This is a genomic window from Corynebacterium sp., from assembly GCF_012838985.1.
Lineage (GTDB): Bacteria > Actinomycetota > Actinomycetes > Mycobacteriales > Mycobacteriaceae > Corynebacterium.
In genome coordinates, this window is record NZ_DUOE01000020.1 from 1 (window position 1) to 2,689 (window position 2,689).

The 2,689-nt window shown below is 68.4% G+C and carries 6 protein-coding genes; 1 reads left to right on the forward strand and 5 read right to left on the reverse strand.

The features are described 5' to 3' along the window. Positions 1-39: 39 nt before the first annotated feature. The 5 genes from GXZ33_RS00930 to GXZ33_RS00950 are packed head-to-tail and all read right to left on the reverse strand — an operon-like array spanning position 40 to position 1,903. A complete protein-coding gene (locus tag GXZ33_RS00930) occupies positions 40-573 on the reverse strand; it encodes a DUF6286 domain-containing protein (protein ID WP_291338991.1) in 534 nt (177 codons plus the stop codon). Continuing rightward, positions 563-991: an Asp23/Gls24 family envelope stress response protein gene (locus GXZ33_RS00935; protein WP_291338992.1), complete on the reverse strand. Its 429-nt coding sequence runs from the start codon at positions 989-991 to the stop codon at positions 563-565. The genes GXZ33_RS00930 and GXZ33_RS00935 overlap by 11 nt, the downstream gene beginning before the upstream one ends. Continuing rightward, positions 992-1,174 (reverse strand): DUF2273 domain-containing protein, encoded by a 183-nt coding sequence (locus GXZ33_RS00940; protein WP_291338993.1) that lies wholly within the window; start codon positions 1,172-1,174, stop codon positions 992-994. Then, positions 1,171-1,500: a hypothetical protein gene (locus GXZ33_RS00945; RefSeq protein WP_291338994.1), complete on the reverse strand. Its 330-nt coding sequence runs from the start codon at positions 1,498-1,500 to the stop codon at positions 1,171-1,173. The genes GXZ33_RS00940 and GXZ33_RS00945 overlap by 4 nt, the downstream gene beginning before the upstream one ends. Then, the gene (locus tag GXZ33_RS00950) at positions 1,472-1,903 is read right to left on the reverse strand and encodes an Asp23/Gls24 family envelope stress response protein (RefSeq protein WP_291338995.1); all 432 of its coding nucleotides are present in this window, start codon (positions 1,901-1,903) and stop codon (positions 1,472-1,474) included. The genes GXZ33_RS00945 and GXZ33_RS00950 overlap by 29 nt, the downstream gene beginning before the upstream one ends. A 548-nt stretch (positions 1,904-2,451) precedes the next feature. On the opposite strand from GXZ33_RS00950, the gene rpsJ reads away from it, so the two are divergent. Beyond that, a partial coding sequence (gene rpsJ / locus GXZ33_RS00955) for a 30S ribosomal protein S10 (RefSeq protein WP_291338996.1) occupies positions 2,452-2,689 on the forward strand: 238 nt, incomplete at its 3' end.

A 2,689-nucleotide genomic window follows, 5' to 3' on the forward strand; every position in this document is an offset into this window, starting at 1 on the left:
CGAGGACCACCAGCCGGTTGAAGTAGTTGATCCTCCTGTTCACGGCTCCTCCATCTCCGCGAGCGGCCGCTGCCGGACCTGCAGCGTGAGACCGACGCCGAGGGAGTCGAGGAGGGGGAGGAGGGCGGCGTCGACAAGCGGGGCGAGATCCTCCCGGTGACCTGTGACGGAGACGTGGGCGGTGTCCCCGCTGACGTGGCTGGCGGCGGAGGCCACGCCGGGGACCGTGCGGGCGGCGGCGCAGAGCGTGCGGGAGATGTCGACGGGCCGCATCCACACGGGGGCCGTCGAGCGCACGCGGCGGTGGGTGCGGGTGCGGGGGCGGAAGGCGCTCCACACGAGGAACGCCCCCAGCAGGGCGGCGACGACGCCGACCGGCAGCATCCAGGTCTGGTAGGTGGCGTTGCCGATGGTGAGGAAGATCGGGTCGGCCCACGGTTCCCAGTCGATGGAGCGGGAGTTGCGCAGCCAGATCTCCCGGCCGCAGAGGACGGCGAGCACGAGCAGGGCGAGTCCGATGAGGATGGCGACGTAGCGGGCCAGGGGAGTGGCGCGGGGGATGTCAGCGGACACGGTGCCTCCTCACGGTGACGGGCCGCAGCTGCACCGGGGCGGGTGCGGTCACGGGGCGCAGGCTCGGGCGCGTCGGGTGGGCGGCGACGTGCGCGGCCGTCACCGGACGGCCCGTGACCACCGGGCCGACCACGACGTTCACCCGCGTGACGGTGAGACCGGTCATGTCCTCCACGGCGTGCGCGATCGTCGTGCGGACGGCCTCCGCGACCGCGGTCACCGGCGAGGGCCACAACACCGCGATGAACGCCTCGATGGAGCAGGTGCCGGCGGTGTCGTCGACGATGACGTCGTAACGCGGGTAGGTGCGGCCGGCGATCCGTTCCAGGCTGCGACCCAGCTCGGTGGTGCCGGGGACCGAGGCCGCGGCGACGGCGACGATGCGGGACACGGCCTTCTCCGTGATGCGCAGGCCCATCTAGTCACGTCCCCTGATCGTCCGGGACAGTGCCCCCAGGTCGATGCGGCGGTCGAGGTGGGCTCCGACCACTCCGCCCAGCGTGCCGAGGACCAGCGCCAGGAGGAATCCCGCCCAGCCGCCGAGGATCCCGGCGAAGGCCAGGGCCAGGCCGAGGGTGACGCCGGTGCGTGTGTGCTTCACGGGGTGCCTCCCGTCGCGTCGGCGAAGACGATCTCCAGGGGCGGGGCGTCGGTGAGCTCCTGCTTCACGACGCCGCGGACGTCCGCGGCGATCTCCGCCAGGGGGCGGGCTGCGGTGAGGTCACCGAGGTCGACGACGAGGTGCACCTCGAGGACCTCCGGGGTGTGCCGCAGCCCCACGACACGGTGCCGGGGATAGAGGAGAGCGACCTCGCCGTAGCGTCCCGGGTGGAGGTCGGCGACGCCCGGGATGCCGCGGAGACGGGCGGCGAGCCGGTCCGCGACCGCCCGGTCCGGCCTAGCGGGGTGCGTGATCTGCGTGGACATCGGGGTCCTCCTCCGGACCGCCCTCGAGGTGGACGTCGTGGACGGTGACGTTGACCTCGGTGACGTGCAGGCCGGTCATCCGCTCCACGGCGGTGATGATGTTGGTGCGGATCGCCCCGGCGAGGTCGTGGATGGCCACCCCGTACTCCGCGACGATGGACACGTCCACCGCCGCCTGCTTCTCGCCGACTTCCACGTGCACGCCCTGCTGGACGTTCGCGACCCCGGCGAAGGACTCCCGGAAGGTCCCCATCATGCGGGCCCCGGTGCCCCCGAGGGCGTGTACCCCCGACACTTCACGGGCCGCGAGGCCGGCGATCTTGCCGACCACGACATCCTCGATGCGGGTCACCCCGCGGCTGCCCGGGATGGTGAGGTCAGACGGGGGATGCTGCTCCGACATGATGTGACTCCTACAACAATCTGGGCGGTCAGGTGATCTCCATACTAGTTCTGGCCGCAGGGGTTTGGTTTTTGTACGGTGACGTGCTTTAATACATGGGTTGCTTTAACACGGCGTGACCACGGGCGCAGCCCGGACGGCCATCGTCGCTGGTAAGGCAAGCATGACACCTTCGTCAGACGGTCCGTCAGGGCAGGCTGGGAAGGCTCCGTAATCGGGTCAAGGTCACCGTCAAGGTTGGACATACCCGAGAGTGGAGACCGGAGAAGGGGCATGGCAAATAAACAGCGGCAGTACACGTTAGGGCCCACGCTTATCGCGAGATATACGTTCCCTTCCACTTGACCACGGGTCTTGTACCCCGTCAGGAGCACTTCCGGTTGCGTTGTTTGTCAGATAACAGCCCCGGACACCTCCCGGCCAGTCATGGCAGTCAGTAACTGGCGTTGCGCCCAGGCCCCATAGCCCGGACAACGTTATAGAGAAATCGAGAAGCGAATTCCCACCGCTCCATCATGGATGTGGGACAAGCGAGGAAGAGGATAAGCGTGGCCGGACAGAAGATCCGCATTCGGCTTAAGGCCTACGACCACGAGGCGATCGACGCATCCGCTAAGAAGATCGTCGAGACCGTCACCCGCACGGGTGCCCGCGTCGTCGGCCCGGTGCCGTTGCCCACCGAAAAGAACGTGTACGCCGTTATTCGTTCTCCCCACAAGTACAAGGATTCTCGCGAGCACTTCGAGATGCGCACCCACAAGCGCCTGATCGACATCCTCGACCCGA

What these genes read in the sequence shown, in the direction of transcription:
- GXZ33_RS00935 (WP_291338992.1), bottom strand. Translation starts at nt 991, where the DNA reads ATGGGCCTGCGCATCACGGAGAAGGCCGTGTCCCGCATCGTCGCCGTC.
- GXZ33_RS00945 (WP_291338994.1), bottom strand. Translation starts at nt 1,500, where the DNA reads ATGTCCACGCAGATCACGCACCCCGCTAGGCCGGACCGGGCGGTCGCG.
- GXZ33_RS00950 (WP_291338995.1), bottom strand. Translation starts at nt 1,903, where the DNA reads ATGTCGGAGCAGCATCCCCCGTCTGACCTCACCATCCCGGGCAGCCGC.